Origin of the sequence: Corynebacterium tuscaniense DNF00037 (genome assembly GCF_000759055.1) — a bacterium.
In the GTDB taxonomy this organism is placed as follows: Bacteria; Actinomycetota; Actinomycetes; order Mycobacteriales; family Mycobacteriaceae; genus Corynebacterium; species Corynebacterium tuscaniense.
In genome coordinates this window covers 1-26728 of the sequence record NZ_JRNG01000023.1, presented here as the reverse complement: position 1 = coordinate 26728, position 26728 = coordinate 1, and the positions used below count along the sequence as shown (strand labels likewise).

Here is a 26728-nt window from a genome sequence, read left to right as displayed (position 1 = left end):
CAGTCGGTGCGAAAACCGCTGCGGCCCCGTGGATGTAAAGTAACCCTACTGTGCTGCCTGCTTGATGGCGGCAGCCATGTCCTTCGTTGCATCGTCGACGCTCTTGCCTGCAGTCAGAGCTGCGTAAGCGTTGTCCTGGATTGCCTTAGAGATAGCCGGGTAGAACGGGGAGACCGGACGCGGCTGAGCGTTCTCCAGGGACTCCTTGAGAGCCGGCAGATACGGGTGCTCCTTAATCAGGTCAGCATCGTCGTAAATGGAGGCCAGAACCGGCGGGAAGGAAGCCTTAGCAAAGGAGAGCTGGTTTTCCTCATTGATGATGAACTCGATGAAGTCCTTGGCCGTTGCCTTGTGCTTCGAGTTGACGTTGATGCCGTTGTTGTAGCCACCCAGGGTGGACACGCCGACACCGTTCTCGCCGACGAGCGGCTGAACCTCAAAGTTCAGGCCCGCCTCCACAGCATTGGTGTACATGTACGGCCAGTTGATAGCCAGCGCGGTGTTGCCCTCCGTGAAGGCAAGGTTGGTCTCCTCCTCCGTTGCGGCGGTGGAACCCTTGGCGATGGTGCCGTCCCCGTATGCGTCGACAAGCGCCTGCAGGCCAGCCTTCGCCTCAGCGGACTCGACGGTCGGCTCACCATTCTCATCGATGACAGAGCCACCCCAACCGTTGATGAAGCCCAGGGTGTTCACCGTCAGCCCCTCGTACTGCTTCAACTGGGTGGTCAGGCAGTCGCCCTCCACAGCCTCACAGGCGGACTTGATGTCAGCGAAGGTGTCCGGCTTGGACGGAACCTTGTCCACGTTGCGGAACAGCAACTGGCCGTTCGTGTTCTGCGGCAGCGCGTAGAGCTTGCCGTTATAGGTAGCGGAATCGACCGTTGCCTGCAGCAGCTTGGAGGTGTCCACTGCGAAGTCGCCCTCGAGCGGCTCCAGCCACTGGTTAGCGGCGAAGTCAGCGGTCCACACAACGTCCAGAGCCATCACGTCATAGTCAGAGTTACCAGCCTGGAGGGACTGCACGAGCGTGTCGCGCTGGTCATCTGCCTCGCCGGCCAGCTCCTTCAAAGTCACCTTCTCATCCGGGTGCTCCTTATTCCAGGCCTCAATGATCGGGGTGATCTTGTCCGTGTCATTGCGGCCCATAGCAAAAGTGATCGGGCCACGGTCAGCGCCGGAGGCCTGTGCGTCCGAGCCACCAGCGTTCGAACTGCCGGCGTCATCCGAGCATGCGGTCAGTGCAGTAGCGGACAGTGCGATGGCGCACAGAGCAGCGCCAGTCCTACGGGTTGCGTGAAATTTCATGCATTGGCCTTTCAGATAGGAGGTTTCACTAGATCTTAAAGAAAATGTGTTGTGAACTTGACGGTTCCGCCTGTCTTCTTGCATTTCCCTTGTAAATTCAGCCTGAATTACCCCCGAGGCGGGGGTTTAGCGGTGGGACTAAGTCCGACTCCCCCTCGTTCGGGTGATGCTTTTCGGTGCCTCTCCCAGTCCCCTCCGCCACCGAAACCAACCGAAACGACACCTAGACGTGCCAGAGTGCCCCACGCCTGGCACTATGGCATTGACTATTAGAGGTCTAATGGTTTCCTACATTTTGCCGAGACAAGAAAGACGAAGGACCGAAGAATTCATGTCCACACCATTCGATGAGAACAACAGCGCCTCTAATAACACCGGCGCTGATACAAACCCCACTTACGACACGTGGCAGATGCCCCCGCCACCATCTTCTGTGACTGACCCGAATGCCCCCTCCAGCCAACCGGCATACGCCGAGCAGTACGGCCAGTACAGCCAAGCGCCGCAGCAGGGCTTCCCACAGCAGGGTTTCCCGCAGCAGGGCTACTACCCAGGCCAGCCGGGCCAACCGATGCAGCCTGGACCAACCAAGAACCAGGACAGCTTCTTCGGAAAACTGTTCGATCTTTCCTTCAAACGCTTTGTCACCCTGGACAGTGCCCGACTCGTCTACATCCTCGCACTCATAAGCATTGGCATGTTCTGGCTCTTGGGCCTCGTCTTCGCTTTTAGCGCCATGACGGAACTCGCCGATCAGGGCGCAACCGGACTTGGTGTTTTCCTGCTGTTCCTCTACTTGATCTTCGGTACGTTCTGGAGCTTCATTCAGATTGTCGTTGCCCGCCTTGGCATTGAGGCACTGGTGAATCTGTACCGGACTGCTGAAAATACGACCGAGCTCGTCGAGCAGGGCAATGTTGACAGCGATAGGGACGGTCAGAAGGACAACCCGAAGGGCGCTGAGTAAACCTCCGTGTAAACCTTCGCGCTCATTCCAAGCCGCGCCAGAGGCTCACCGGGGGCCTCGGTGCGGTTTTTGTTGTGGTGCCAGCAGAGGAACTCTCCGGGATTTCGCTTACTGCCGGGTTTTTGTGAACGAGTTGCGGTGAGCTTGGTGCTTGGCTCACCGCGGTGCTTCTTCGTCTGATTCCGGCTTGGCCTCCAATCTGGTCTCACTGCACGTGCACGCCAAAACCCGCTATTTAGAGCCAGCTATTCGTCCCTTTTGGGCCGATTAGCTGGACCTAGGTAGCTGGATCTAACTCTGGGGGTTCTCACGGTGGCGTGCCCAAAAAGCGACGAGGTCAACGAGGTAGGGCTGAGGTAGGGCTCTAGCCCCAGAGGTCAGAAGCATTCACGCCGAAGGAATAGAGCGCCCGGCGCAGCAGGGGCAGGGACAGGCCGATGACGCTGGTTTGGTCGCCTTCGATGGAGTCGATGAACCAGCCGCCGAGGGCTTCCAACGTGAACGCGCCGGCGCATTCGAGGGGTTCTCCGGAGTGGGCGTAGGCCTCAATGTCTGCGTCGGAGACGTCGCCAAACCGGATGCGGGTGGACACGGTGTCCACGACCCATGTGCCGTTAAATCCAATGGCGTGGCCGGTGACTAGCTCGGCGGTGTGGCCACGTTGGGCTTTCCAGCGGCGGATGGTTTCTTCGACGGTGTGGGGCTTGCCTTGGAGGGTGCCGCCCAGAAGCAGCATCGAATCGCAGCCCACCACGATGTCACCGGGGTATTTCGCAGCCACGGCGTCGGCTTTGGCGCGGGCGAGGGTGGTCACAGTCGTGGCGGGGGAGGCATCACCGAGGGAGGTAATGATCGCATCCTCATCTACATGCGCCGGATGTTGGAGAGGCTCGACCCCGGCGTTGCGCAGAATCATCAGCCGCGACGGGGACTGGGAGGCAAGAACAAGGCGCATTAGAACAACGTCTGCGAGTTAAACGCGGACGGGTTGAACACCACTGGGCCGTGGTTGCGCGTGGCAGGGCGGCCCCACAGGTTGCGGTGGCCACCGCCGGTGCGGGACTTCGCCTCCTGCTGTAGGTCCGTGAGCACCTGGGTCAGCGCGGCGAGTTCTTCCTCAGTGGGGTTGCCCTTCACCACCGTGAAAAGTGGATTGGTCATGCTAGCTCCTAACGCTCCTTATCCTTACGACATCCTTACGACATCCTTGCAGCATCTTTACAGCGGAATGTTGCCGTGCTTCTTCGGAATGGCGTAGACCACCTTGCGTTCAAGGAGGCGCAGCGCTTCGGTGACATGGGTGCGGGTTTGGGATGGTTCGATGACAGCGTCAACGAGGCCGCGCTCCGTGGCAACGTAGGGGGTCAGGTGGGAGGCAGCGTACTCGTCCGCGTCGACGCCGAGTTGCTCGGCGGCAGTTGTGGCATCCGCGAGAGCGATCTGCGCTGTGGGCCATGCAAAGACCATGTCGGCGCCCAGGTCCTTCGAACCCATGAGGACGTAGGACGGACCGATCGCGCGACGGAGGATCACGGTGATCTTGCCCACCTGGGCTTCGGCGTATGCGAATGCAAGGCCAGCACCGTGCTTTGCGGAGGCGAGGTGTTCTTCCTCCTCAGATGGGAAGAATCCAGGGGAGTCAACGAACTCGACGATGGGCAGGTTGAAGGAATCACACACGCGGATGAAGGCGGCAGCCTTCGTTGCCGCAGCGTGGTCTAGGCAGCCGGCGAGGACGCTCGGCTGGTTAGCCACGATGCCCACGGCACGGCCGGAGATGTGGGCGAAGCCGGTGACAACATTGTCGGCGTAGCCACGGCTGAGTTCCATCAGCCCCTTGTCTGTGATGCGGTTGATCACATCGCGGACATCGTAGGACGCTGCAACGCTGTCCGGGATGAAGGAGTCCAGGTCAGAAGTATCCGGCTCCGTCGTGTTCTCGTTGAGGGGGGAGGCTGCACGGTTGTTTTCCGGCAGGAATGCCACCAGGTCTCGTACGGTCTGAACCGCCTCAAGGTCACTCGGTGCGGTCAGGTGCGCCATGCCGGTGATCTGGGAGTGAACATCAGCGCTACCCAGGGACTTCGCGGTTGCTACACGGCGTGTCACCTTGGTTACCGCGGACACGGAGGTCAGGTGCATCGTGGCGGTTTTCACCATGACGGTGAGGTCACTCAACGGCACCAGCAGCGCCGGCAGGGATGCCACTTCGCCGGCGATGATAGAGATTTGCGGCACAACGCCGGAAGCCTCCGTCGCCTTGCGCAGAATGCGCGCGGACATCGCGGCGGTCACCACACCTTCTTGCAGGCGCGCACCCGTGGAATCATGGATCGCGATGACAGGCACACCCGTCTTAATCGCCAGATCGTAGATTTTCAGGATCTTCTCGGCGTACACCTCCCCCAACTGGCCGTTGAAGATGGAGGAGTCGTGGGCGTAGACGGTGACCCGTCGCCCGTCGATAAGCCCGTAGCCTGTCACAACACCATCGGTAGCCGGCTTGATGCGATCCAAGCCGTAATCCTCCACGCGGTGGCGCGCAAGCGCATCAGTTTCCACAAAAGTGTCAGTATCCAGCAGCGCCTCAATACGCTGGCGGGCTGTTGAAATACCCTGCTCACCTGCGGAGCGGGCAGCTTCACTGCCCATCGGCTCACGTGCCTCCGCCAAACGATTACGTAAATCCGCAATCTTGCCGGAGGTGGTGGTCATATCGGGTTTCTTATCGGTCATAGCGCCTCAGTCTACGGTTTAGCTGTGAATAGATCAGGTCCTACACGGTCTATCGCGCCGCGCGCCCGCGATGTTTCGCGGATTGCTTATCGACGCCCCCCCTTCGGCCTGCGCCAAAAGTCAGCTTACTTTTGCCCTAGATCAAAAGCCGTGACTCCGGAGAGGCTTGTTGGGTCAAGGCGTGTGGTGATGCCAACCCTGTTCCAAGCGTTGATGGTGACAATAGCCATGAGGAGATCCCGTGCACCCTTCTCACCATGTAGTTCCTCCACGCGCTCCCACAGTGAATCCGGCACAGATTCTTCGCCGTGGATCTTGGTTACTGCATCTGTGAGCTCAAGGGCTGCACGTTCCTTGTCAGAAAAGGCGTCTGGGAAATCAGTCCAGTTCTCAGTTCGGGTGATTTTTTCCTCTGACCAACCGCCCTTTCGTGCATCGCGACGATGCATTGCCAGGCAGTAAACACATTGGTTCAGAGCAGAGGCCCGAAGTTGCACGAGGTGGGAGAAGTCCTTTGCCACGCGCGCACGAACATATGTTTCCAGTCCGAGCATGGGGGCGTAAGCGACTTTTGGAATGGGTTTCCGTTTATGTGTTGCCATGCAGCGAGCCTACCCGCATTCGACATAATTGGGTTGGCCCACGGCCTACCCATCATGCCCTAACAAAAACTTCGCCTGTGGGTCGTTCCAGCGCGCACTGAATTCGCCGCCATTGCCACTGACCGGCACCATGGACCCATCACGTGGTTCGATGGTGGCGGTGAAGTGTGCGGTGATGCCTTCGGCGGTGGAACGTGTGCGCTCACCCCAGATGAATTCGACGGCGCCATCGGGGGTGGTGGTGACGCTTTCGACGCGGGTGAACAGGGTCATGTCGTCGACCGGTTCGCCGTGGACGTAGAATGCAATGCCGTCTGTCATGGACGCACCAGTGTGTGCAGGGCGCTCTGCGTCGCCGAGGCCACCACGGAAGATGATCCAGCTGATGGGCGCACACGGGTCGTAGTGGTTCTCAATGTCGCCGATCCAGAAATTGTTGTCATCCCAGTCCCGTGCTGGCATGCGCCCGGGGGCCTCGTGATTCGGGTACTGCTCCCGCGGGTCCTTCGGTAGGGAAGCGCACTTCTCCGGTTTGGGTTTCTCCTCGGTGGATTCGTCGGCCGTGGCTTCTGTCGTGGTGGAATCCCCGGATGCGTCGGCGCTAGCAACAGTGGTGAGCGCAGGCTGGTCGAGGTTCTCATCAGATGTGGTGCAACCGGCGAACACACCTCCCGCCAGCAGAATGGAAACAGCCAGGGCAGCAACGCGGAATCGGGACTTCATGCTGCACCAGTGTAATGGAGCGCCCGCCCCCTGAGCAGGTTCACAGGCCCCACTCAGCGAAGGCCTCGTTGACCAATGGGTGGCTACCGAATTCAGCTTTCAACCTGCCAATCTGAAAGCTCCACTCTGGTTCGGTGTCCAACGAGCCAACGGCCTCTCGCGCGGTTTTCTGGAGCATCATTATCTGGTCCATCAGCCACTTGACTGTCATGCTGGCCACCGCCATTGATTCCTGGTTCAGCACAACGGACATCAGTTCGCGGTAGTGCACAAATATCACGCTCAACGCCCACACTGGGTCGTACTTCAATCCGACATCTTCCGCGAAGTGTGCCGCCCGAGACGCGCTGGGGGAACCACTGTTGATGATCTCAAAGCCGACGTCGAAACGCCCGAACTGTGTTGCCGCCAGCAGCGTGTAATCCGGGTTTGTAGCTACGGCCTCCACAGACTGCAACACGAAAATGGCGTCGGCGAAGTCCACGCCAGGGCACTGCATGAAAAGACGGAAATTGTCTATGGATGGCTCCTTTTCAAAGCAATAACGGAGATACATCCGCGTACCTTCATCACCGAAGTACTCGCCGGCAGCGTTAAAGAGCATTGTCGGTGAAAATTCCACTGGATCTGCACTATCTAGAGCTGCAGTGACCAGCTTCTCTGCATCCAAATCCATCCCATTTTTCCGGTAGAAGCCCAGCAGCGCGTCATAGTTGCCGGACTCCGCACACAGTCGCTTGACCTCGTGCATGTCGTCGCGCACCAAGGCAACCTGGATCTCCAGTGGCACGATCTTCTCTGGTTGCTGGGAGCTGCGTTTGTGAGCTTCAGTCATGAGGGCGTCCAATGCATCACTATCTAACAAATCTGCATAATCACTGATGGATGGATGCAGGTAAACACCTGGTGCGAAAACTGCGCCGATAATCCAGTCAATCACGTGGCTTGAAGGTGGCTGGGAGGCTCGGGCCACGGCAACGTGGTGCGCGTACAGCTGCTCCAGTGCCCGCACCACAGGTCCGGCAGGCAGGGCAGTGTGCTGAGTCCAGGTGATGGTGTTGAAAATGAGATTTTCTAGTGCGCAGAGGAGCTTAAGCTGGTCATTCTGGTCGGACGTTTGATCAGCGTGACTGCGGATCAGATTTCCCGTGTACTCCAGCTGGCTGGCGATACGTTCCACATTGTCATCGGTGTAGGCCTTCTCGAACAGAACGCGTGTGATCTCAATTTCATATTGAAGCGCCTCATACCCAGGTAATGGCCGGGCGGAGAACGGCAGGACAAGTTGGGTGACTGCTGGTTCTACCAGCGGATTTATGTGCCTCAGCGTATTGAGTACTTTCAGTAGATCGTGCCTGCTCATCACCTCTAGCGTGTTGGTGACCACATCCCGCGTGTCTACCACCACATCGCCATATCGCTGGGTCGGCTCAACCTCGTACTCGTCTTCATTTTCATCGAGCAGCCGGGCACTCAATGCCCATTCGGGCTGCCGTATTAACCGCAGCGCCACCGCCACTGCATGCTTGCACCATGTGTGCGGCACGGGGCAGGTGCATTGCACGTCGAGCCGATCCGCCACATTTGCACCGTCGTCCAGCGCAAGGCGAAAATAACCCCCCACACATCCGTGCCCACTACCTGAGCGACAAAAGAGGACCCCTTTCGCGCCAGTGCAGTCATCTCAATATCCAGGATTTCATCGGCCCGCTGAAGCTTTGCGCATCGGCTAACGCTTCAATACCCGCCTCGCCGAGGGCCTGGATATGTTCCACCACGTTCGCTTTCATGCCTTTCACGCTACAGTGCAGGTGCGACATGGGTTCTGAACTGCGTGAACGGGGGGTATTGGCGAGGCGAGGGGCGTTACACGCTATCCCTGCAGCAACTCGCGGAGGCTCTTGCGTGCCCGATGCACGCGGACTTTGGTGGCAGACAGCGATGAGCCTTGGTGTTCGGCGATTTCAGCGAGGGTGAGACCGGCGATTTCGGCGAGGATGAGGGCTTCGCGGGAGTCGTCGGGGAGGGAAGCCAGCGCGGTACTCAATGCGTCATTATCCGCAATAGCTTGTTCAAACTCGGCGACGGGATCGGCGATGTCGAAAGAGGGGGAGTCTTCTGATTCGGAGTCGCGTGGTGCGTCGAGGGAGACCGTTGGCTTGCGGCGACGCACAACCTCCAACGCGGTGTTGGAGGCAATGCGGTACATCCATGTGCCAAAACCAGAATCACCGCGGAACGTGGGCAGGTTCTTCCATGCCAGGTACAGTGCCGCGGTGAAGGCGTCCTCCGCATCGTGGTGGTTGGTGGTGATGCGCAGGCAGACGTTGAAAAGTTTTCCTTCGTGCAGTTTCACCAGTTTGGCGAAGGCGGACTCATCGCCACCTTTCGCGTTCTGGAGAAGCTGGGACTCGGACATGACTACTTTCAGTGGGAACCGGGAATAACAAGTTACGCAAAAGAATACTGCAACATTGTCGCGTCGGGTTGAAGTATGGGTGGGTGCATGCCGTGGCAGGGGCACCCTTTACATGTCGTAGTCCCCGCTCAAGCCGGAATCCGGGCCAGTATCGGAACCGGAATCAAAGCTCGAATCAAAGCCGGAGGAGAAGTCCGTGCCCAACTCAGATCCCAGGTCAGGGTAGTCGAGGACGGGAGAATCGGAGGTGTCCGTGGAATCGGGCTCTGAAGATTCAACCGGCTCGGCGCCGGAGCCCGCGGAATCAGAATCCGGGGCGCCGGCGTCCGTGTTATCGGTGTCCTCCTCCCCCGCGAAGGGGTCAAAGGTGTCCAGGTCGAAGGGGTCTTCGGTGGTGGGGACGATGTCCAGGTTGTCCCACTCTGGCCATTCGTCGGTGGTGAAGGCTGTGTGGAGGGCGCGTTCAACGAGTCCTTCGGGGACGGGTTCTTGGTTCATCATTGCGGCCTCCTTTCAGCCGGATTCGCTCTAAAGTGTCGCAAAGTACGGAGGGTACGCGGGTCACGTTAGAAGGAATCAGTGTAGTCAGTGTCCAGGTTATCTGCCGGGTTGTTCAGGTCCGTGTCAAGGGTGTTGTCCAGGGAGCCTGAGGCATCCTGTGGGTTGATGTAGTCGGCTACAGAGCCCAGACCGCCAGCGTAGTCACCCGCCTGGATCACGGTTTCGAGGATGCCGTCGTTGTTGTCCAAGTCGGAGTGGATTTCATCAAAGTTGCCATCTCCATTGAGGTCAACCAGTTTGGTGTTTGCGTAGCCGTCGCCGTCAGTGTCGAGGGAAACCTGATCAACGTAGCCATCCCCGGTGGTGTCTTTGTACACCACATCGGTGATGCCGTCGCCGTCGATGTCCACGCGGGATTCGACCACCTGGCCGTCCTCAATCAAGTCCTGTTGGAAGGTAGTGTTGGTCTTCGCGTCGACGTAGGCCACCGTGTCAGCAGCGCCGTCGTTGTCCGTGTCCACGGTGTAGGCCACGGTGCTGCTGTCGACCATCTCGCGCTGGGTTTCAAAGGTGCCGTCACCGTCGGCGTCAATCTCCTCGAGGGTGATGTCGCCCTTGCCGTCCAGGTGGAAGACGTGTGCGTTGCCGTCGTGGTCAACACCGTGGATGAGGTCGTTCGTGCCGTCCGCGTCGATGTCGCGTGCACTGAGGTAGCCGAAGTCTTCCGGGTTGAGCTCTGGGAGGTTGATGTTGTTGTCGCCGCTCATGATGGGTTCCTTTCTCAAGGGGTTATGGTTGCTTACATATCTTTAGATGCGGCTGGCGCCCGGATGGTTACATCCAGGCGCCAATTATTTTTTAGAAGGTTCTTTCCGCAGGTTAAAGCAGATTGTGATACTCCAGCCACTCCACGGCTTTCTCCGGGGAGGCGAAGTCACGGGATTCAATCACCAGTCCGGTTTCAGCGTTGGCGTAGTGGAGGCTGGCAGAGGCGTCGTTGTCCTTCGTGGCAATGGCGGCTGCGTTGCCGTTGTCGCCGTTGACTGGTTCAGCGTCAGATTTATCGGTGTAGCGGCCCTGTTCAATGAAGGCTTTTTCGCGCGAACTGTCCTCCGTGTTGTATGCAAACGTGATGCGCGGGGAGTCGTACGGGCTCGTTGCCTTGAAGTACTGCACGTTATCGCCGGTGAATTTCACTTCGCAGGAAATTGCGGTTCCGGTGAGGTTGATAATGGACGAGTCACGGCGGTTGCATGTGCCAGCCTCGCTGCGCAGGGATTCCGGCAGTGCGTTGAGCACGTCCTCACCAGTTTGCTGTGCGGGAGCTTCCTCGGTCGGCTGGTTTTGCCCGGTGGTCTCCGTCGTTGCGGTTTCCTGCGGTTCCTCGTTGGGCTTTTCGCTTGACGACGATTTGGTGAACATCACAATCGCCCCCGCCAACGCCACAATGGCAAGAAGCGCACCTACAGTGATGCCGATGATCTTGCCGTTCGACTTCTTGGCGGGCGCTGCCGAAGCCTGAGACTGATACGCGGACATCGGCTCCGTCATCGGTCGCTGTTGCTGTCCCGCCGGTTGGGGTGCTGGCTGCTGCGGGGTTGGTGCGGCAGTGGTGTGCAGTCCGGTGACGATGGGGCCCACTGCGGAGATAGCACCTTGGGCAACCACCATCTTCGGGTCATCCAGGGTGGCAACTGGGCCGAGTGCCTTTATTTCTTCCTGCACCAGCGGAACGCGGGAGGAACCACCGGTGAGGTAGAGGGCCTTGAGGTCGTGTGGGTTGTTAATCCCCGCGTCAATAAGCGTTGCACGTGCGAGGTCAACGGCGCGCTGGACGGGGTGACGGATGATCTCTTCAAACTCGGAGCGAGTGAGCTGAAGGCGGATCGTTTCACCATCGCCGGGGACGGAGATGGTGGCCGTCGGGTGCTCAGACAACAGCTCCTTAGCGCGACGGATGCTGTCTTCTACCGCGTGGCGGTCAGACAGCGGTGCGCGGCGGCGGAGGTATTCAAGGTGTTCCGGGTGATCATCCTCCAGTTGCTGGTCCACCCAACGGCGGATGAATGCGTCGAAGCTCTTACCACCGAGGGTGTTGTCGCCACGGGCGGCGATGATGTGGAAGGACCCGTCCGGCTGCACCTGCAGCGCAGCCACGTCGAGGGTGCCGCCACCGAAGTCGAAGACGGCAATCTTGTCACCCGGTTCCAACGGGGAGTTGGTGGAGTAGTACTGCGCAGCAGCCTTTGGCTCCGAGACAGTGCGGATGGTGGTGGCGTTGAGGCCGAGTTTCTCCGCGGCGTCCAGCAGCACCTTCACTTCCGCATCAGACCACGCTTCCGGGTGGGTGAGCACCAGCTCGCTCGGACGCTGATCGTTGTGTTCGCGGGAGGCGCGCTTCACCACAGAATCCAAAATCGCAGCAACCGGGGTGGAGGCCGGCACGTCATAGCCATTGATCTGGAATACCTGCTGTGGCACCACGCGCTTCGGTGAGGCCAGGAACCCGTCTGGGTTGTCCTCCGCTTTATTCAGCGCCACATCACCAGTGTCCACGTGGTCCGGTGTTTCGATATACACCGAGGACGTCATGGTCATCCGGTCATGGGAGAGGTTCACAGCCTCAACCCCACCGCGCGTCGGGTTTGTGTGTGCCGCCGCGGTGTTGGATGTGCCGAAGTCAATGGACAAAATCCAGTCGTTGGACATGTCGGGTCCTTCCTACTTTGTTTCCCGCATGGGAGCCTAGCTGTTTGCCACGGAGCTCGTGGGAGTGCCCGTGCTCGTCGGCGCTTTTTGCAAAATGAGGTACTGGGCAGCCATGGCCTGGGAGAGCTGGAGCTTCGGGTCCATGGTGGTCTTGCCATCGTCGCTGCCTTCCACAGCATCCGGGTCCTTATCACCCTCGTAGGCGCTGGACTCGGCAAAGTAGTTCTCATACACCAGGTAGCAGGTGTACACGGTGCCTGTGCTACGGCTGTCCTGCCAGCACTCCATACCTGGAACTTCCTGTGGCGGGTCCCACGGCTGGTGGTTCAGATCCGCGCCCAAGGCGTGCATGGTAGCCAGGATGAGCTTCGCGCCCTCTGGGTTCTTGGTGCGGTAGAGCGTGGTTTCCATATCAGCCATCGCTTCAACCTGCGCCTGGTCAATCATGGACAGGATCTCCGGGACTTCCTTGTAGCCGCCGGCCATGCCGCGCGGTTCCAGGGCCATCGGCAGACCACCCAGGGCACGGACGGACTCATCCTTCGGGGCCATGACCGTGTACTTCAATATGTCCTTGGGGTCCAGCGCCGGCCACTCATCAGAGAAGCCATAGCCAGCCACGGTCTTGTGGGTCTTCAACGTATCCAGGATGGGAACCTGTTTGGTGAAGAACTCGGAAATGTACTCTCCCTGCCACTTCTTTGTCTCTGCGTCCGCATTGTCATCAGAGGCAAAAGCGGTGGACATCAGCAGGTACTCCTTGTGCACCGTCACGGCGTCCACACTCTTGCCGTCGTCAGTGCGCACGGCAGTGGCATCGTTGTAGTTCGGCAAATCTTCCACGGTGCCCGGCCTGTGCGGGTCATCCTCAAAGAAGTACATGGAGCCTTCCTTGAGATTGGTCTCCGAAATCGCGTCGGCAGCCTTTTGTGCGCTTTCCGGGTCCTCAAAACGGAGGACAAAGTTACCTACGCCACGGTCAGGTGAACCATCATCAGCAAGGTAGGCGTAACCAACCAGGAACTTATCGCCCAACGGAGCCAGGCGGTCACGGGTCACCTTGGGGAGGTCCAGGCTGAGGGAATCAAAATTCCACAGACGACGGCTCGCTGTACCGCGCTTGAAGTCCTTATTCACCTCATAAGGCAGCAAGGTGTTGTTAGCCAACAGGGTGATTTCAGCGGAGGGGCCCAGGCCATCGTCCGTCTCAGGCCAGCCCTTGTGCGGCTCGGTGGAGTAGGAGCCGGTGTCAAGCTCCGGGCCAGGTTGGTCCAATACCTCATCCGTGGTTGGTTCAGCTGGACCCTCGCCACTCTTGCCGGCGATGTCCAGGACAGAGCAGCCGGTGCTAAACATTGCGGTCACGGTGAGCATCGCCGCGAGGCGGAGAGCAGTGCGCTTTCTCATCAGTCTTTCTTTCTACGTTCCTACAGGGGTCTTGTGGGTACAACCCTTAGACGGGGCGAGGAAGCAAATGGTTACATCCTATTTCTTGGGCGCCTGCTCCAGGATCAGGTACTGGGCAGCCATGATCTGAGAGAGCTTCGTCTTTGGGTCCTTCTCCTCCGCATCCGGTGCGGCGGACGTGGTGATCTCAGACTTAAGTGGGTCGAATTCCACGACGCTGGCCTGCGCAAAGTAGTTCTCATAGCGCAGGTAGCAGAAGTAGTGGGTCCGCCCGTCCTCCGCGGAGCTGTAGCAGCTGGTGCCGGGAACGTTCTGCGGTTCGTCGTAAGGCTCGAGTGCGGTGAGGGTGCCCGAGTTTGCGTCGATAGCCTTGTAGGTCGCCTCGATGAGGTCGGCGTTGGCCGCATTGGCGGCGCGAAGCAGCGTGGTTTCAGCGGTGGCTGCGGCTTCGACCTTGGCGTTGTCGTACATCTTGAGCATCTCGGGGACTTCCACGTATTGGCCGGCGAGCTGGCGAGCATTCAACGCCATGGGTACCCCGCCGACAGCCTTTTCATCCTCCGGTTTCATCACGGTGTACCGCAAAATGTCATCCGGATCTGGGGCCGGCCATTCGTCTGATTTACCGTAGCCTTCGGAGGTCTTGTGCGACGGAATCAGGTCAATGAGGGGGAGCTGCTTGTCCGCGAAGTTCTTCGCGTACTCCACCATCCAGTCCATCGCATCTGGCCCAAGCTCAATGGGATTGCCTGCCGCATCTATGCGAGCATTGCTGGTGTAGGTGAACAGGAGGTACTCATCCTTGGGAACAAAGGCCCTTTGGACGCTGCCGCGCTCATCCTTCACCGCACGGATCTTGTCATTGCCGGGAATTGTGACATTTTCCAGCGGATAGTGCTCATCCGTGCTGTAATCAGTGCCACCTTCAGCCAGGTACGCCTCATGCAGGAGGTTCGCTGCTTCCTCGGCAGCCTCCGGGGAGACGAAACGGAGCACTGAGTTCTCTGCGCGCGCCGTGGAATCCGCGTTGCTTGCCATATGTGAATACCCGGTCAGGTACGACGGCTCGAGGCCGGTCACCTTTTCCTGAATCTGCTTGGGCAGGAGCTGAAGGAACAACCCAAACTTGGATTGACGCTGTGGTGCACGGCCAAGGGTGAATCTCTCATCCACCTCGTACGGCAGCAGAGTCTGACCGCCGATGAGCGTGGTTTCCGTAATCGGGCCAAGCTCCTCCCACGAATCCTCAGGCCAACCCGAATGGGGCTCAGCCCTGTATGAACCGGTGTCGTACGCGGGCGCCATGGACAGGGAATCCTCAGTGGATTCACCCGGTGCGCCGTCCCCGCCCTTCAATGGGAGATCACAGCCGGTCAAAAGCAAGGCACTCGCAACAGCGGTTGCGGCGACAGTGAGAAATTTAGAGGACACGGGGAAACCTTTCTGCTTTAACGGAGCGAATGTGCGCTACACACCCCCCACGCCACACAAGAACGCCAACCGGGGGAGTAACGCGTTCACTCTGTTAGATGAGTGCGCATGCCGAAAGGTTACATAAGTTTTCTCGTGCACCAGGTCGTGCACCCGTGGAACGGGCAGTAGATATACTTCCCTCTAGTTTTCATCGACGTCCCGTCACCGTGTTCCGGAAAGGCCCCGTTCAGTGTCCGATCAATCCGATCAGCCCCAGGCCCCCACGAAAGGCCCGCGCGAAGAAGCGACGCTGTGGATTGAGCGTGTCAGCGAGAAGATTCTCAACCCCTACGGCCGGGAGAGATATAGCGAGTACGCCAAGGAGTTGGCCACGGCGGAAAACCAGGTGAACACGGTGATCTTGGTGGGGGAAGTGGGCCGCGGCAAGAGCTCCCTGGCTAATGCACTGGTGGGCCGACGAGGCGTCTCGCCGGCCGGAGCAGATTTCACTACCGTCATCCCGGTGGCGCTGACCCTGCCCACGGAAGACCTCGCGGCTGGGCAGGCGGCGTTGATGTCGGCGGACGGGGCGGTCGTCGTTAAGCCAGAAGAACTCTCGCAGCGCGTCGACCGTGCCGCGCAGCACTTCGATGACTTTGTGCCCACCCGCGCCCACGTTGCGCTGGAGACCTCCATGATGGGCGAGGCTGTGGTCATTGACGCGCCGGGCGTGGGCGGGATTTCCTCGATGGATTCGGCGGTGCACGCGGATTCGGAGCGTCAGGCCAGTGTGGTTGTGGTGGTCACGGATGCGTCGACCCCATTGACTAAACCGGAGATGGACTTCCTCGCGCGTGCGCACGCGACAAACGGCAACGTGGTGGTTGCTGTGACGAAGACGGATAAAAATACCACGCGCTGGCGCGAGATTGTGGAGGAAGACAAGGCTCTGATTGCCACGCACCTAGATGAACCCATTCCGGTGATTGGCGTGTCCTCCCTGATCCCGTTCGTGGGTTTGCATACGTCGGATAGCGTGATCGACGATATTTCGGGCCTCGGCGAACTCCGCGCCGAGATCAGTGAGCGCTTCGCCCGCGCACAATCCATCCCGGTGACCAAGGGCCTCAAAGTGGTGCTGGAGGGCCTGGAAGATGTGGATAAACAGATCCACCGCGACATTGAGGATGTACGTGAAGCGGAGAAACTCCTGCCGGATCTGACCAATGATCTGGCGCGACTGGAGGATCTGCAGCGCACGAGTAAGGAATGGGAGCGCTTCTTCTACTCCGATCTATCCCTCATGCGCACACGCGCGATGGAGCGCCTGGACGGCGATGTGCAAGCGGTGAAGAAGAAGTGGACCGACTTCATTGCCAAACACGGTGTGAAGCTCTTGCGCAAGGACCCGCAGCACTTCACGCGCCTCATGGAGGAAGACTTCCAGCGTGCGGTGGTGGCTACCGTGGATTCCTTTGGCTGGGAGGTGGAAACATACCTGCGGGAGAAGTTCGGGGCTTCCCACATTCCGGATGAGATCATCGGGGACGTGCGCGCACAGCTGATTTTGGGGGAACTGCATACCTCGGAGCTGCAGAACTACATGAAGGACACTTTCGACCCGATGATGCTCATGATGGGCTTTTCTTCCGGTTCCACCATCGGCGGTTTGCTTGGTGCGGTGTTGGTGCCGGGCGTGGGCATTGTGGCCGGTGCCGGCTTCGTGGCCATCACATTCGGTTACCGCGCTATGCGCCAGGGCAAGTCCCACCTGCAGAATTGGCTGCGGGAAGCAGCTAACGCCGCGCAGAAGAACACCGGCAATGCGCTGCAGACCTTCATTGCTATTGCCCAGCCGCGCATTTCCATCCGCTACTCCGAGTTCTTGGCGCAGGAGATCAAGGCGACCCAGACACGCATTAGAAAGATTGAGCACGATAAGAACAAGGCCGCTGAAAAGCGCGACCGGGAGTTAGCACAGCTAAACACGAACCTCAAGGCTGTGCAGCGTTCTTACCGCGATGCCGAGATTTTGCTGCGTAAGATCGCGGCGCAGGAGATGGTGTAAATGGCCTCTATCCTCGACCTTCTGCTTTCACAGCTCCAGGGTTTATCCGCCCAGTCACCGGAGCTGGCCCAAGCCTGCGCGCCATTGACTGCGCGGGTGAGTACCCCGCCGCGCATCGTCATCGTTGGCCGCCTCAAGGCCGGCAAGTCCACGCTGCTCAACGCGCTCGTGGGCGCCCCCGTGGCGGAGACCAAGGCGCTGGAAGCCACCAACGTGGTCACCGTGTACCAGTACGGCGCGCCAGATCGCGCGGAAGCGATGCTGCGCAACGGCCAGCGCGTGCCTATCCAGACCATGCGCGGGGAAGTGGCAGCCCTGCCCGCCCCGCCGGTGGACATCGCATTCATCGACCGGTGGATGCCCGCCAGCGCTGTGAGCAACTACACGCTCATTGATACCCCAGGCCTGGCCACCCTCACCGATGAGAATGAGGCAACAACGCGCGCCGCGCTTATCGACGGCTACGAGCAGACCCGCAGCGCCTCCGTCGATGCCGACGCCGCCATGTTCCTTTTTGATTCCGCACCCCGCCGCGACGAAGTGGAGTTCATCCAACAGCTCGGCTTCACACCGCTCAACACGATGGGTGTGCTCTCCCGCGCTGACTCCTTTGGTGAGGGCGCTTTGGGTGAGGTGGACCCCATGGTCGCTGCTGGCCATCACGCTGTGAAGCTGCAGCACGAACTGGCGTCCTATGTTGGTCGCGTCATGCCTGTCTCCGGCTTGCTGGCCCAAACCGCCGCCACCGGTGTGGTCACAGAAGCCTTGACCCGGCAGATCGCCCGCGTGACGGCTATGCCTCGCACGGAGCTCATCACTGAACTCTTTAGCGGTGACCCCGGTGACAGCCACAGTGCCCTGCACAACATCACCAACGTCATCGACGTGGTGGGGGAGTACGGTCTCTTCCTCGGCGCTGACGAAGCTGCCCAGGGAGCCGCCACTTTTAACGAGTGGCTCACCCAATCCTCCGGCATCGGCGCCCTGCGCCAGGTTTTGGAACAGGAACTATCCACCTACGCGTACCTCCACCGCGCCGGTGAGATCCTCGCTGACATGGAAACCATGGTGTACCGCCACCCGGCTCACTCGGATGCCATCCGCCACGCAGTTTCCACTGTGCGCAATCACCCGGCCGCCATCCCCGCCAAACTCCTGGTCACGCTGAAGGGGCTGCTCGTCTCCTCCGCCCAGGACATCTTCGTGGAAGAAGCCACCCGTCTAGCCGCCATTGGCAGCCCTGCACAACGTCTTGGCCTGCCCGATAACGCCAACCCCTGGCAAATCCTTGACCGTATCCAGGAGAAGCGCCGGGAGATGCAAACACTGTCCTTCGGCCTCCTCGACCCTTCCGAGGAACACGCCCTCGTCACTTTCGCCCAGGCCTATGACCAGCTTGAACGCAACGCCCAGGCGATGACATAAAAACTTTTCCCGGAATCGATGTAACCCTTTTGCCCCTCGGACCATCTAACGGTCAGAACTTCTTCACCATCACCACACCGAAAGGCCGTAACAATGTCCGACTTCTCCGCCGACCTGCCTGACTTCCTCAACGACATCGTTGAAAACGATGTCACCCCCAGCCCCCTCGACCCAATCGAGTCCAACCCTTACGCCTTCCCGCACACCCCGGACCCGCAGATCGCCGAGCCGGACATCACCCAGCCGGACACCACCGACTCCGCCCCTGAGGCTGACACTGCACCAGAAACCGATCCCGCACCCATCCCGGACACCGCCCAGCCGGACACGGATAGCACCGACGCCACCCCCATCCTCGAGCCCGCCGATGAGGAAGTCACCCAGACCGTTGAGCAAGACGAGCCTGCCCCGATCGCGGATGACGCCCCTGCGCCCGCCGAACCTGTCGACGACGTCCCGGTTATTGATGACTCCACCGGCCTAGACGACGGCGTTGCCGGCAACCACTTCCTCTGGTCCGACGACTGGTTCTGGCAAGAAGTTGACGGCTACTGTGGCCCCACCGCTGCCGCATTCTTACTCAACCAATTCCAGGACGCCGGCATATCCAACCCCGAGTTCATGGTGGAGCGCGCCGTCAGCCTCGGCCTCATGGATGAGCCCACCGAAGGCATGTACGCCGATGACCTGGCCACCCTGCTCACCGAGTCCGGCCTGCCGTCTGAGCTGGTCACCTCCAACATGGACGACCTGGCCAATAAGCTTAACGACGGCTACGGCATCATCGCCTGCGTCGACTCCGGCGAAATCTGGGGCGACGAAGAAGACGCCATCCGCGAAGACAACCTGTCCGACCACTTCCTCGTCGTCTCCGAAATCGACTTCAACCGCGGCGTAGTCACCCTCACCGACCCGGGCGCCCCCTACGGCAACGGCCTCGAAGTCCCCATCGACCAGTTCGAAGACGCCTGGGCCGACTCCGGCCACAGCATGGTTACCACCACCAACGTCGACGCAGAACTCAGCGGCGCACCCGGCATGGCCATCGTCAACGCAACCCGCTCCGAGACGATCCGCTAGGGCGCGAATCCGCCAAACGTGGACCTGCCCCCGAAAGACCACCGCAGGGTGGTCTTTCGCTATATTGCTGGATTAGGATTCACAGCGCGCTTGGAGGAAACATGAAGCTCAAGAACAAAGCTGTAGTCAGGTCATTTCCGTACAGCGTTGACCATCTTGAGAATTTCCTTGTAGAAGCAGCCCAAGAAGACGAAGCCACGAGGCGTCTCCTGCTGAAGTATCCGACGGTATACGTCATCTATCAAGAATCCAATGGCGCGTATCAGGTCTATGTCGGTGAAACCAACGACATCGCCCAAAGAACGAAGACTCACCTCGAAGTTGATCCCGACAAAATTGATCTGGGTCAAAATGCGTTTGATGACGCACTGCTCCCAGTGGAAGAGCCTGAGGTCATCGCCCTAAAACCTTCAAAGTGGAACTCATTCCGGGATAATGATTCCACGATTATCGTCATCGGTCACTCCTTATTCAACAAGTCCTTGACCTTGGATATCGAGGATCGACTGATGCTCTACCTGTCTTCCGTTGAGGGCGTGAAGGGAGCGAATTCGGTTACGCTCACCAATGCTCGCAGGAATATCCAGACGGATTATTTCACGCGCGATTACGTCGATGAGGCGTTTAACTCAATCTGGCGAAAACTCCGCCAGCACGATCCTGTTCTATTTCCCCTTGAGCGCCTGATTCGTGAGTCGGCGCTTTTTAAAGCCTCTCCGTTTCATCAACTCAACGAGCAACAAGTTGGTGCAAAGATACAGATCCTCCAGGCTGTTGATCGCGCGTTAACCCCAGATGAGTTTCAACGTGACAGACCGCAGTCCGATCTAATTCTTGTTCAAGGAGGAGCAGGAACAGGCAAGACTGTACTGCTCAGCAGCGTTTTCTATGACCTCATCCAAGCCCGTACAGCTAAGACGGATCTAGGGGATGATCAGAGCTTCAACGCATACTTGCTTGTCAACCACGACGAACAAGTAACTGTGTACGAGCAAATCGCGGAGAAGCTTGGATTACACAACGATAAACACTCGCGTGTCATGAAACCGACACGATTTATTAATGGGCACCAAAACTCGGGTGAGAAGGCCGATGTCGTGTTCATCGACGAAGCCCACCTCCTTTGGACACAGGGTAAACAGTCCTACCGCGGTGAAAATCAGCTCCGCGACATCCTTGAATTGGCTGATGTTGTCGTTGCTGTCTTTGATCCTCTGCAAGTTCTGGCGGGCAATCAGTTTTGGACTGAAGATCAGCTACAAGAACTCGAAGCGCGTGCAGGTGATGGAAATATCATCAACCTCAGTCAACAAATGCGCATCGACTCCGATGGCCCCGCCGAAACATGGATTCGAACTGTTGTTGATGAAGGTTTGATCACTCAGATTCCCACGAATGATCGGTACCGGATCGAGGTCTTTGACACTCCTGAGGATCTTCATGCTGTCATTCGTGCAAAATCGGATCTGAGCGAAGCATCAGAGGTAGAAAAAGGTTTAAGCCGCCTCATTGCAACCTACGATTGGAAGTTCTCGTCCGGAAAGACCCGGCCAGCGGATAGTGACACGTGGGACGTGACCATCGGTGATTTCCGCCTGCCCTGGAACAACCAAATGACAATTTCACGCACGGAGAAGAAACAGTCATGGGCGGAGAGAGCCTCAACTGTTGATGAAGTGGGATCGATCTTCACGGTTCAAGGATTTGACCTCAACTATGCGGGAGTCATCCTCGGTCCATCGGTGAAATACCGGGATGGCCGAATCGTCTACGACAAGACCGAAAGCCGGAACCCCAACGTAACTAGCAAACGATCCATGGAGATCGACGGAGAAAACAAGAAACTCGACATCAGCCAGGAACTTCTACGCAACCAACTCAACGTTCTTCTGACCCGCGGTGTCCGCGGCATGGGCATCTACGCTGTCGATGAGGAACTCAGGGAAGAGCTCAAGAAAGCAGTCCGAGTGGTGGATTGAGCCCCCGCCATAGAGTAGCTATCAACTTTTTAGCTTGAACAAGAACTAAGAGTAGTACTCAAGCAGCTCAACTCCGCATAACGAATGTCTCGCATGTTAAAATTAACACTCGCTCAGCTATTCTAGAGGGCACCAACAGTGAACGTTAAATAAGTAAAGGTCCAGCAGATCTTATACCTATGATTGAGGGGAAACACCCAGCGGGAGCTGCCGTAGATACAATTTCTTGGATGCGGCATCGGATAAAGCGGTGGTGAATACTTCAAGAGTTTCGAGGATGCCGTAATATACATCGTCAAAATCTTCGGAGCTGATGTATAGGTATTGCCCGTGCGCAATGTTGTGTCGTTTTTCTACCAACTTTGTATCGATGAATGTTGCTTTAGTGGTTAAAACATTTTGGTCAGCCAAAATTTGTGAATCAATTAGGCCTAATGCTGTTACAATTCGCTTCAAAGTCTTTGAATCAAGGTTAGATCCGGTGTCTATGAAGACGGGTTTGATAGAGTTGAATGCATCGCCATTTTGGCGGAGATATTCAATTAATTCGGCGTAATGTTCTGGGTTTAAAGAGTTTTCCAGTGTTTTTATTTTTGGGTGAACAATTGCGCCAACGAACTCCGGTCTAAGTTCCTTAAGGGTATGTTTTTCAGAGTTCACGAATTCAAGGTATCTAAGGCCTAGGTTCTTAATCCACCCTTCCCAATGAGAATACAGCAAAACAAGTCCGGCCCTCGATAGGAACTTTCTTTCCATTTCGTTCGCGCTTTGCAGGAGAAATCGAAGCGTAGTTAGCTCCTTTTTCCGCCAGGCGGTTTCTTTCGAGATTGCGTCTTCGAACCGATCGAGGGGAGACACACCATTATTCAGAGACAATTCGCCGTCCCAAAGGGATTGTTACTTTAATCCGTTGCTCCGTTGATTTTCCGGTTGCAAAGCGTTCGGTAATCTGCTCTTCGTTCCAGAACTCGATAGCTGCGTTATTGAGATCTTTGCGAGCTGGCTTACCTGTCAACTCACAATGTCCGAGAGACGTGGCTATAGCTTCAAAAGCAGTGTTCGAAAACCCTCCCATGAACTTTTGTTTATTGCTATTCCATTTCTTCAGTATGTCTTCGTTGGTAGTTAGAAGCTTGTCAAAGGTCGTGTGAAAAACCTCCTCGAGTCGTGTAAATCGCTCAGATTCTTGGGTTTTAGCTAGATTGATGGAAAAATTCTCAAGCCCTTCCTGGAATGAAGCTAATGAACTAGCCTCGTCGTCCGCGAGTGTGGTCAGAAAAAGAAATCTCAGGACGAGTTCCTCATCGTATTTCCTTTCTAGATCACGATCAGATAACTGTGTGACTGCCTGAAATGCTGGATAGGCGGCTTGTTTTTGCAACCAATTTGCAAAGTCAGTTGATATTCCGACTAATAAGGCATTTCTGATTTCCTGTGAGGATAAAGGGGAGCCGAACGAGTTAAGTCGCTGAAACAAGTCAAACTTCGTCTTCGGGTCTGATTCACGCTTCACAATCTTGACATCCATTTTCGCGCGTTTGATATCGAGGCGCTGAGTGGGTGTCAGGCTCGCTTCGCCATCCCAAGTTAGCCCTCCTAGGGAAGGTAGGTACTTTGTCGGGGACAAAACTAACTGCTCGTATCCCTCATCGCGCAGTAGGCCCTGAAGCTGCAGAAGTGTACTCACACGCTGGAGGCCGTCCACCAGTTCCCAACGACCATCACTATCTTGGGCAACGAATATTGACGGAAGTGGAATGCCTACCAGAATGCTCTCAATCAATCTTGATTTCTGATTGTCATCCCACCTAAAAAGCCGCTGGAATTGCGGTGTGATGATTAGCTCTTCATCCCGATACATGTTGGTAAGCTCACCAATGCTCATCGGATAGCCATCGGTAACCACGCTTCGGCGGGCCTCTTGCAGTTCTTTCTCTACTGGATTTTCGAGTTGATGGGGTGAAGTCATTTGTTTCGCCTTTTCCTAAAGTAGACGCTCATCTCCGTATGTGTGATCTTCGATATCTTTAGCATAGCCTAAGCAGTTTTGATAGTGGATGCCTTCGGCCGCAGGTAACCTAGGCGGGTGGTTTGTAAGTTTCCGCATTTGTTGTCAAAGCATTTATCTGGGCGGGCGTACGTTTATCGTCCCAGCGTATAACCACACAGGTTTAGGTTGTCCGCGCGGTTATTTAAGCGAAACACTGGGTTAGTTTTCCCTTTGATTCTTGCGTGTGCAAGAGTTCGGTTAATCGAGGTGCGCGGAACGTATAGGTTGAATTCGGAACAGTGCACTGCGGGTGATCGCCGGGACTTGTCTCGAAAAGTTGGAGTCGATCAGGCAGATTGGGTTATGCATAATTCGGCAGGTGCGGAATAACGCATTGGATTAACAGTTCTGGATTCTATCCAATGAATTCACTTTCCCTGGGTTGAGGCCTTTGGTTACGGCAGCTCCACCCCGCACTGTTCGAGGATGGTCTTCGGCAGGCGGAAGCGGGCGGTCATGCGGGGGTCGACGATCTGGCTGATCTGGGTGTCGCCGGTAAGCGACAGGAGCATGAGGGAGTCAGTGGGGTCGAGCGGGGAGACGTCGGAAAGCCAATCGCGCATCATGCGGGTGGATTCCTTGACGGCGTCCATGAGCTCGATTTCGGAGGAGATTGTGTAGACCGCGTCGCCGGAGTCGAGGAAGGGCAGGGGTAGTGGGCGGCCGTCGAGCACGGTGACGCGGATGCGTACCTCGGCTGCGATTTCGGCACCGCAGACGGCGACTTCGCTGTCGCCCATGACGGCGTGGACGTCGCCAAGACTCAAGTTTGCCCCTTCGACCTCAACGGGGAGGTAGAGCGTGGAGCCGGCGACGATCTCCTTGGTGTCCATGTTGCCGCCGTGCTGGCGGGGCTCGCCGGTGGGCACGGAGTCGGTGGCGGGAGAGGTGCCAATGACGCCGATCATGGGGCGCAGTTCAATGGCGATGTCCTCGGAGAAGTGGGCCTTGCCGTCGCGGATGGGGATGATGCGGGTGCGCTCCTCAACCGTGCCCGGCAGTGCGCCGAAGTCCGGGTGGGTGGTCATGGTGGCGTGGTCGCCGATCTCGATGCTGAGGATCTCTACCTTGAGGGTGTCGCCAGGTTTGGCGCCGTTGATGGCAATGGGCCCGGTGGCCGGGTTGACCTTGTCCCAGCCGACGGTGCTGAACAACTGCGATTCATCCGTGATGGTGTTGGAGAAGCAGTCCATGGTCTGGACTGTGACTTGGTCGCCGTTTTCAATATGCAGGCGGGGTTCCTGGTCGGGGGACATAGTCAGGATGCACTTGTGGGAATCGATGGAATGCATTTCTTGCCCTCTCTTTGCGGAAAAGAACAACTGAGACTGACATCGACCCTAGCTGGAAATCCGGTGGTGGGGGTTGCGGCCTTACAGGTGAATGATTTCCACCCCGGACCACTTTTCGGCCAGGTACTCGGCGGCGATGAGCCGGTGGCAGGTTGATGGGTCGGCCTCCGAGCACAGTAAGGCCGCGCGGTCGAAGGTGGTTTTCGGTGGCATCTCGCGTTCTTTGAATTGTGTACGGAGTTGGTCCGCAAACTCGTCGAAAGGCAGGTGCTCTTTCCGGTAGGCGTGCATGAGGTCCTCACTTGGTGCGAGTTCCAGCACGTGTTCGTAGTCGATGTCGGCGATTACTTTGAGGAACCATGCCAGGTCGTCTTGTTTGGTGAATCCGGCGAGCTGGTTCGTGTTGTGGCGTCTGATGTCCACCACGCGCTTCACGTTGTTATCGCGCAGCAGGTCGAAGAACTCTTCCGCGCTCTTCTTTGAATAGCCAATCGTGTAAAGCTTCATACTTGTTATGATGCCCCAGAATTCGTTGGCACCTCTTGCAGGATGAGGTACTGGGCGGCGACCATCTGGGATAACTTCATTTTCCCGTCCACGTTTTGTTCGCCTGCTGCTGGTTCGGACGCGGCTGGGTCGTGCGCTAAGTAGGAGGCGTAGGCGAGGTAGTTCTCGTGCCGCAGGTAGCAGAAGTAGTAGGTGCTTCGGGCTTGTGGGGAGAAGTAGCAGCTGGTGCCGGGGACGTTCTGCGGGTCATTGTAGGGCTCCAATGTTTCAAAGTGTCCAGGCTTAGCGTCGATGGATGTGAATCCGGCCTGGATACGCTCAGCTTGCTCGGGGGTGGATGCGCGCAGCAGAATTGTTTCCGCGACGCCGGCGGCTTCGATGTCGGAGGATTCGTACAGCTTCAACACTGCCGTCGTGTCAACAAACCTGCCCGCAGTCAATCGGGCATTCAACGGCAGAGGAGTGGTGCCCACGCTTTGGCCTTCTTGGGGTGGCATGAGGGCGTAGCGCAAGATGTCGTCCGGGTCCAGCGGGAGCCACTCGTTCGTATAGCCGTAGCCTTTGGAGGTTTTGTGGGACCGCATGCCGTCGATAAGCTCGCCTTGCTTATCGACGAACCCCCGCCCATACCCGCCCATCCAACCCATCGCTTCCGGGTCATGAGGGATGACAGCCGAGTTCTCATCGAGCTTCGCGTTGTGAGTTGTAGCCACCATCAGGTATTCGTCCTTGGTGGCGATGGCTATCTGCTCCTGCTGGGGCTCATCCTTGACTGCCAGAATCTCCGGATGGCCTGCGATGTTCACATTTTCCAACGGGTAATTCCCGCCACCCACATAGTCAGTCCCGCCGTCCGCCAGATATGCCTCGTGCATGAGGTGGGAAGCTTCCTGCGCATCCTCCGGCGATTCAAAACGGTGCACACTATTTTTCGCACCACGGTTCTCTACCGGATCTACCGCTTCCTGCGTGTAGCCGCCCAACCACTCCAACTCCAAATGGTCGAGTTTAACTGCCACCTGATCAGGCATCGTGGCCTTGAAATCTGCGAAAGAATCGCTGCGCAGTGGGTTGCGGCCACGAGAAAACGCCCCATCCACCTCGTACGGCAACAAAGTGTGCGCAGCAACAAGGTTTGGCTCCGTCACCGGGCCGAGAGGCTCCCAAAGGTTTTCGGGCCAACCTTGATGAGGCTCAGCACTGTAAGAGCCCGTGTCATAGGGAGAGTCAGCTCCCGCAGGCTGATCAGCGGAACCATGCTGTTCAGCTTCACCGAATATGCTCACGCCGCTACAGCCCGTCAGAAGGAGCGCAATGACAGCAGCGGAAGCAACAACAGTGAGAAACCTAGGGGACATAAAAGACCTTTCCTTAGTAACGCAAACATACACGCGGAGGCAGTTGTCCGCTGTGACATATCCTGGTCCGTTTCCCTGTTAGCGTTCTTTGCCTAATGGGATCTACAAGGAAGGAAATCCTGCGGGGTTTAGGGGGGTGCGGGATTCTGACGTAGTGGAAGAGCCACTATTCTTTAAATCCATTACT

At 57.6% G+C, this 26728-nt stretch carries 23 protein-coding genes; 5 read left to right on the top strand and 18 right to left on the bottom strand.

What is annotated here, in order from left to right:
• Positions 1 to 45 precede the first annotated feature (45 nt).
• Positions 46 to 1305: an ABC transporter substrate-binding protein gene (locus HMPREF2129_RS06690; protein WP_034664565.1), complete on the bottom strand. Its 1260-nt coding sequence runs from the start codon at positions 1303 to 1305 to the stop codon at positions 46 to 48.
• 331 nt (positions 1306 to 1636) lie between these two features.
• Between HMPREF2129_RS06690 and HMPREF2129_RS10635 the strand changes: the two genes are divergently transcribed.
• Complete coding sequence (locus HMPREF2129_RS10635; protein WP_052092922.1) at positions 1637 to 2272, top strand: DUF4282 domain-containing protein; 636 nt, start codon at positions 1637 to 1639, stop codon at positions 2270 to 2272.
• A gap of 364 nt (positions 2273 to 2636) precedes the next feature.
• On the opposite strand, the gene HMPREF2129_RS06680 is transcribed toward HMPREF2129_RS10635, so the two are convergent.
• The 12 genes from HMPREF2129_RS06680 to HMPREF2129_RS06625 all read right to left on the bottom strand — a co-directional run bounded on the left by HMPREF2129_RS06680 (position 2637) and on the right by HMPREF2129_RS06625 (position 14800).
• On the bottom strand, positions 2637 to 3227 hold the full coding sequence (locus HMPREF2129_RS06680; RefSeq protein WP_034664562.1) for a Maf family protein: 591 nt from the start codon (positions 3225 to 3227) through the stop codon (positions 2637 to 2639).
• Positions 3227 to 3433: an acyl-CoA carboxylase subunit epsilon gene (locus HMPREF2129_RS06675; protein ID WP_034664559.1), complete on the bottom strand. Its 207-nt coding sequence runs from the start codon at positions 3431 to 3433 to the stop codon at positions 3227 to 3229. Before HMPREF2129_RS06675 ends, HMPREF2129_RS06680 begins: the two co-directional genes overlap by 1 nt.
• Positions 3434 to 3490: 57 nt before the next feature.
• A complete protein-coding gene (locus HMPREF2129_RS06670) occupies positions 3491 to 5008 on the bottom strand; it encodes an acyl-CoA carboxylase subunit beta (RefSeq protein ID WP_034664556.1) in 1518 nt (505 codons plus the stop codon).
• 125 nt (positions 5009 to 5133) lie between these two features.
• The gene (locus HMPREF2129_RS06665) at positions 5134 to 5610 is read right to left on the bottom strand and encodes a carboxymuconolactone decarboxylase family protein (protein WP_052092921.1); all 477 of its coding nucleotides are present in this window, start codon (positions 5608 to 5610) and stop codon (positions 5134 to 5136) included.
• A gap of 45 nt (positions 5611 to 5655) precedes the next feature.
• Positions 5656 to 6333 (bottom strand): hypothetical protein, encoded by a 678-nt coding sequence (locus HMPREF2129_RS06660; RefSeq protein ID WP_052092919.1) that lies wholly within the window; start codon positions 6331 to 6333, stop codon positions 5656 to 5658.
• A gap of 40 nt (positions 6334 to 6373) precedes the next feature.
• Positions 6374 to 7957 carry a hypothetical protein gene (locus tag HMPREF2129_RS06655; protein ID WP_156959251.1) on the bottom strand — a complete coding sequence of 528 codons (1584 nt, stop codon included), beginning with the start codon at positions 7955 to 7957 and terminating at the stop codon, positions 6374 to 6376.
• A gap of 249 nt (positions 7958 to 8206) precedes the next feature.
• Positions 8207 to 8752 (bottom strand): RNA polymerase sigma factor, encoded by a 546-nt coding sequence (locus HMPREF2129_RS06650; RefSeq protein ID WP_034664550.1) that lies wholly within the window; start codon positions 8750 to 8752, stop codon positions 8207 to 8209.
• Positions 8753 to 8860: 108 nt separating this feature from the next.
• Positions 8861 to 9253, bottom strand: coding sequence for a hypothetical protein (locus tag HMPREF2129_RS06645; RefSeq protein ID WP_034664547.1), 393 nt, complete (start codon positions 9251 to 9253; stop codon positions 8861 to 8863).
• A gap of 65 nt (positions 9254 to 9318) precedes the next feature.
• Positions 9319 to 10020 carry a hypothetical protein gene (locus HMPREF2129_RS06640; protein ID WP_034664544.1) on the bottom strand — a complete coding sequence of 234 codons (702 nt, stop codon included), beginning with the start codon at positions 10018 to 10020 and terminating at the stop codon, positions 9319 to 9321.
• Between the two features lie 112 nt (positions 10021 to 10132).
• On the bottom strand, positions 10133 to 11962 hold the full coding sequence (locus HMPREF2129_RS10630; protein ID WP_052092917.1) for an Hsp70 family protein: 1830 nt from the start codon (positions 11960 to 11962) through the stop codon (positions 10133 to 10135).
• Positions 11963 to 11998: 36 nt separating this feature from the next.
• A complete protein-coding gene (locus HMPREF2129_RS06630) occupies positions 11999 to 13369 on the bottom strand; it encodes a DUF7373 family lipoprotein (protein WP_034664541.1) in 1371 nt (456 codons plus the stop codon).
• Between the two features lie 78 nt (positions 13370 to 13447).
• Complete coding sequence (locus tag HMPREF2129_RS06625) at positions 13448 to 14800, bottom strand: DUF7373 family lipoprotein (protein ID WP_034664538.1); 1353 nt, start codon at positions 14798 to 14800, stop codon at positions 13448 to 13450.
• Between the two features lie 232 nt (positions 14801 to 15032).
• Between HMPREF2129_RS06625 and HMPREF2129_RS06620 the strand changes: the two genes are divergently transcribed.
• From HMPREF2129_RS06620 to HMPREF2129_RS06605, 4 genes are all read left to right on the top strand, one after another.
• Positions 15033 to 16850 (top strand): dynamin family protein, encoded by a 1818-nt coding sequence (locus tag HMPREF2129_RS06620; RefSeq protein ID WP_034664535.1) that lies wholly within the window; start codon positions 15033 to 15035, stop codon positions 16848 to 16850.
• Positions 16851 to 18275: a dynamin family protein gene (locus HMPREF2129_RS06615; protein ID WP_034664532.1), complete on the top strand. Its 1425-nt coding sequence runs from the start codon at positions 16851 to 16853 to the stop codon at positions 18273 to 18275. It begins immediately after the preceding gene.
• A gap of 93 nt (positions 18276 to 18368) precedes the next feature.
• A complete protein-coding gene (locus HMPREF2129_RS10625) occupies positions 18369 to 19355 on the top strand; it encodes a cysteine peptidase family C39 domain-containing protein (protein ID WP_052092915.1) in 987 nt (328 codons plus the stop codon).
• Positions 19356 to 19456: 101 nt separating this feature from the next.
• Positions 19457 to 21334, top strand: coding sequence for a DUF2075 domain-containing protein (locus tag HMPREF2129_RS06605; protein WP_034664530.1), 1878 nt, complete (start codon positions 19457 to 19459; stop codon positions 21332 to 21334).
• Positions 21335 to 21511: 177 nt separating this feature from the next.
• Here the strand turns inward: HMPREF2129_RS06605 and HMPREF2129_RS06600 are convergent, their stop codons facing one another.
• The 5 genes from HMPREF2129_RS06600 to HMPREF2129_RS06580 all read right to left on the bottom strand — a co-directional run bounded on the left by HMPREF2129_RS06600 (position 21512) and on the right by HMPREF2129_RS06580 (position 26541).
• Entirely contained in the window at positions 21512 to 22192 is a 681-nt protein-coding gene (locus HMPREF2129_RS06600) for an MAE_28990/MAE_18760 family HEPN-like nuclease (protein ID WP_034664528.1), read from the bottom strand.
• A 4-nt stretch (positions 22193 to 22196) separates the two neighbouring features.
• Positions 22197 to 23303 (bottom strand): GmrSD restriction endonuclease domain-containing protein, encoded by a 1107-nt coding sequence (locus HMPREF2129_RS06595; RefSeq protein WP_034664525.1) that lies wholly within the window; start codon positions 23301 to 23303, stop codon positions 22197 to 22199.
• A gap of 476 nt (positions 23304 to 23779) precedes the next feature.
• On the bottom strand, positions 23780 to 24676 hold the full coding sequence (locus HMPREF2129_RS06590; RefSeq protein WP_034664522.1) for an acetamidase/formamidase family protein: 897 nt from the start codon (positions 24674 to 24676) through the stop codon (positions 23780 to 23782).
• A gap of 81 nt (positions 24677 to 24757) precedes the next feature.
• Positions 24758 to 25183, bottom strand: coding sequence for a DUF488 domain-containing protein (locus HMPREF2129_RS06585; RefSeq protein WP_034664520.1), 426 nt, complete (start codon positions 25181 to 25183; stop codon positions 24758 to 24760).
• Positions 25184 to 25188: 5 nt separating this feature from the next.
• Positions 25189 to 26541 (bottom strand): DUF7373 family lipoprotein, encoded by a 1353-nt coding sequence (locus HMPREF2129_RS06580; protein ID WP_034664518.1) that lies wholly within the window; start codon positions 26539 to 26541, stop codon positions 25189 to 25191.
• Between the last annotated feature and the right edge of the window lie 187 nt (positions 26542 to 26728).